A 4420-nucleotide genomic window follows, 5' to 3' on the forward strand; every position below is an offset into this window, starting at 1 on the left:
ATTATTGGCCGTAAAATACAGTGTACCATTGACATCTGTTAGGTTGCTGACGCTGGAAGTATTACTTCCGGGATAAATATCGAGTAGCGAGACAACACCAGTAGCTGGATTGGCTCGCCACAGTTCGATGCCATTGACATCATCGTTAGCGGTGAAATAGAGAATGTCTCCAATTTTAATAAAGTTGCTGGGATTAGAGCCAAAGCTAGTAGAGTTAATATCGGCAACAAGAGAGGGTTCGGTAATGGTTGCTCTCTCAACTGCAATACTCACGCCACCAATACTAATTACCCCCGCATCATCCTCCGCTTTCATATAGGCCAAAGCCTCCTCAGACAGACTTTCCCCCAACACCAACGAGGCAAAAATTGCCCCCTCATCTCCCGGCGCATCTGTACTATTCAACAATCCATCCACATAATGGCCATACTCCTCCAACAGTAAAGCCACAATTGCCCCTAAATTGCCCAGATTCTGACTCAGAAACTCGTAAGATATGTAAATTCGATTATTTGCTATTGCATAAGCCCCATTTGCCCCATTAAGGTCATTTCCTGAAACAATTTCCATGATGGGAAAGCCAGTTAAATCGCCTGCTTGCCACTGGCTTTGTAATTCATCAGTATTAACTGCCGTGCCGAAGGCTACCTGTATTTTGTCGCCAAAGGCAGAATCATCAGCAAACTGTTGTAATTTGCCAGAAATTAACAGCGTTGCCTGTTGTAGCGCAGAAATAATATCTGAATTGAGGGGTAACTCAGATTCTAGGGTTAAGTTAGTTGTGAGGGTATAAAGGGTGTTAGGCATGGGATGATGGGGATAAAAAAGAGAATTAAACAGGATTCAGCGATATTTTGGTGGCAAAATCGATAAATTTGCACAACAATATCCCAATGGACAACAAAGCCAATCGAGAGATTAGGAGAATAATTGGTTGGGGAATATCAAATTGATCTAAAAACTTCTCTGGGAGTATAGCCTAAGCTACCTAGCTATGTCAAGAAGTTTTTAGTAACCTCACAGGAACTTTAAAAAAACTTAACCAAATTTAGAGCATATAGCTATTGGCTATCCCCTTATTAGTTCTATATTCTGGGTTATAACTGTTGAGATTGTTTGGGCTGCCACCGGTAAGGCGATGTTTATATTCTTAGGTTGTGTTAATAGCTTAATTTCTCTGGTTTTCATAGTCTAAAAACAATGGTTATCCTCTTGTATGAATAGGAGGATAATCTAAGCTGGTATCTCCCATTCAGCCGCTCATAAGTGGGTGGGTGGAATTAAATATAAAATGAACGTAGGTTGGGCTTCGGCCGTGAGCTTTTGCCGAACGGTTGAAGCATGAAACCCAACGCCCGCATGGGTTACGCTACCGCTAACCCATCCTACAAATAATTGTGCCTCCCTACTTAACTAGATAAGAGAAACTGTAGGGATTAATAAATGCCTAAGCAAAATTAATTACACATTATAAGCCGCTACTCTGTCACTAAACACAGAAAACGGGTTTCTTGAGGAAACCCGTTTGCTTGGGCGACAAACCAGAATTATTCAGGTTTGATTAACTGATTTAAATAGCCTTGAAAATCTGAGATTGAGTCAAGAGTAATCGCTTGTCTTAAGAGATTTTTTAGAAGAGAAGTGTCTTGAATTTGGCTAATCTTATTAACCAGTTCAGAAGGCACATTCTCAAAGCGAATCTCAAGGGCATCAATGACAGATTCTCTCATCCCTTTTTCCATTCCCATTCTTTCAACACTGGTAATATAAGGCATTCTTTTTTCCTCCTCGTACTGATTTAATTCCTGTTGAAACTCCTGTTCTAATAACTGATAACTGATAACTGATAACTGATAACTGATTACTGATTACTGATAACTGATAACTGATAACTGATAACTGATTACTGATAACTGATAACTGATTACTGATTACTGATAACTGATAACTGATTACTGATTACTGATTACTGATAACTGATTACTGATTACTGATAACTGATTACTGATTACTGATTACTGATTACTGATTACTGATTACTGATTACTGATTACTGAAAAGTTTCGCTAATCTTTAGATAAATTGCCAGAAACATACCAAGTAAAACCACCGCCGATAACTGCCATAACTGCTAAAGCTAATAATACTGGTCGGAGTCCGAATTGAGTTTCGGCGATACCCGCAACAGCTAAGGGTAAAGAGAGGGCAATATTAACGGCATTGTTTTCTAAACCAAAGACTTTACCGCGCATTTCGGGGGGTGTATCTGCCTGTAGGGTAGTTTGCATGGGAACCCCGACTAAAGCGGCAAAAATCCCTAATAAAGCCGTCATAGCGAAGGCTAAAATTAAACTCTTTGTTGCTAGAGATAAACCGATTAAAGCTGCCGCCATACCCAGGGAACCCCAGAGACTTAATTGGGTGTGGGAGAATTTTTGACCCCAATAACCCAAAGTAATGGCACTAACTGCCATTCCTGCACCACAGGAGGCTAATAAAAAGCCGAATTGAGAAGCTTTTAACCCGGGTAGTTTTTCCGCCATACTGACGGCTAATACTGATAGAGCTGCAAAAATACAGAATAAGATGACTAATTGAATCAGAGCGTTACGAACTTTATGATTTTTGTTGAGGTAACGAATGCCGTCGCGGATATCTTCCCAAACATGGGGCTGTTCTGCGGTAGGAATAACATATTTTTCGTTAGTTCGCAGGATAATTAGAATTAAACCAGCAATTATATAAAAAGCACCGACAATCATCACTTTGCCAATATCAAATTGTCCGGCTCTCGTGCCGAAAATGCTATCGGCAAAAGCTAATAGAGGTTCACCGATGGCAAAACCGATAATTAATACCGCCATGGTGGTTAAAGTGTTGAGGGAATTAGCCGGTAGAAGATGACGACGTTTTACTACTAATGGCAGGGTAGATTGTTCGGCGGGGGCAAAAAATTGGGTTAAGGTGGAGACAAGAAAAGTAATGACTAACAATAGGAAAAAACCGAAGGGTAAATTAAATTCTCCTTGTAGCCGGTAATGCCAATTTCTTAAACCGTCAGGCAACCAACCGAGGGGAACGGCTAAAGTTTGCTCGCGCACTAACCATAATAATAGGGGAATGAGGAGGACAAAAGCCCCGCGTAAAAGGTTAGAAATAACTAAAACTTGTTTTTTTAACCATCTATCAACATATACACCCGCCACCGAACCCACTAACACCGCCGGAATTGTATTAGCAATCATTATCGCCGATACCCAGCCACTAATCGACTGATCGGCTTTTTGGTAATGGGTGGCAATTAGGGAGATCATCAGGACTAAATAGAATTTATCCGCTAATTGGGAAAAAATTCCCCCCGCCCAGAGAATGAGAAAGCGCGGGTTTTTTAGCACTGGGGCAAAACCCTGGCTAGGATTGGATTTGGGCGCACGTTTAGGCAAGCGGTTCATGGTTTCTGCGTCGGATTGCCTCGGTGAGGAATCGGAAGAATTAAAAACAGGAGTGGGGGAGGCGCTAGACGTAGCGTCGTCAGTTTCTGAGTCAAACAGTTGCATTATGATGATTTTTGCTATCTGTTTAAAATTCTAAGGGAGATAAACCCTCAACTAATGCCGAGGAGCGAAAAGTTTTTCCCAGATGGTACTGAGTATAGCGGCGCAGCAGGCGATCGAGGTTAATCCAAGCTAGTTCTGAGGCAGGGTTTTCTGGTGGGGGAAAATCTGTTTTTCCTAGGCATTGCAGTAATTGCAGTTCTTGCAACGTCAGTTTACTATCGATTTTGGGCGGGTTGATTGTTTCTGTTAGGGCAGCTAGATCTATTATTCCCCCTGCCTCAAAACTAAATCCTAGGCAATTGTCCCCAATTAAAGCTTTTCCCGTCAACAGGCAGTTATGGACTTGCGGCACTAAGCCAGCAATTATTAAGAAATGAAAAATTGCTTGACAAAGGTAGGGAAGTATGTATTGATTTTCGTCGAGGACTTCAATTCTGGCCAGATGGCTGCAGATTAATTCGTATAATTCCCTCTGGGGTTGTTCGCTCATTGCGATCGCTAAAACCAGTTCGCAGAGGTATTGACTAACGGTGAGTTTGGCGAGATTCTGACTTAATTTGGGATAAGATTCGATAGTTTCAGCTTGAACGACCTTATCTAGGGATTTTCCGGCGACTATCAACAGATTATTGACCACAAATAGTTCACTTCTACCCCGCAGGGAAGATTTATACTTGCGCGCACCTGGAGCGATGGCTCTAATTAAACCATATTCGGCGGTCAAAATAGTTAAGAGGCGATCGGCTTCTCCGAAGGCCATTCCTTGTAGATTGATTCCAGTAGCTTGATAGGTGCGAGACATCATTTAATAATTAGGGTTTGCCGAACAAGTTTGTTGGTGGGGACAGGGTGTGGGGTGTGGG

3 protein-coding genes and 1 pseudogene are annotated in these 4420 nt (G+C 41.8%); all 4 read right to left on the bottom strand.

Features of this window, described 5'->3' with window-relative positions:
• Positions 1-807, bottom strand: a pseudogene (locus tag IQ242_RS17675) (hypothetical protein); the annotation flags it as partial.
• 740 nt (positions 808-1547) lie between these two features.
• Positions 1548-1775, bottom strand: coding sequence for a hypothetical protein (locus tag IQ242_RS17680; RefSeq protein ID WP_228021063.1), 228 nt, complete (start codon positions 1773-1775; stop codon positions 1548-1550).
• A gap of 291 nt (positions 1776-2066) precedes the next feature.
• On the bottom strand, positions 2067-3557 hold the full coding sequence (locus tag IQ242_RS17685) for an MFS transporter (RefSeq protein WP_193960877.1): 1491 nt from the start codon (positions 3555-3557) through the stop codon (positions 2067-2069).
• A 22-nt stretch (positions 3558-3579) separates the two neighbouring features.
• Positions 3580-4362, bottom strand: a complete 783-nt coding sequence (gene recO / locus IQ242_RS17690) for a DNA repair protein RecO (RefSeq protein ID WP_193960878.1) — start codon at positions 4360-4362, stop codon at positions 3580-3582.
• Between the last annotated feature and the right edge of the window lie 58 nt (positions 4363-4420).

The organism is Microcystis sp. LEGE 08355, assembly GCF_015207185.1.
GTDB lineage: Bacteria > Cyanobacteriota > Cyanobacteriia > Cyanobacteriales > Microcystaceae > Microcystis > Microcystis panniformis.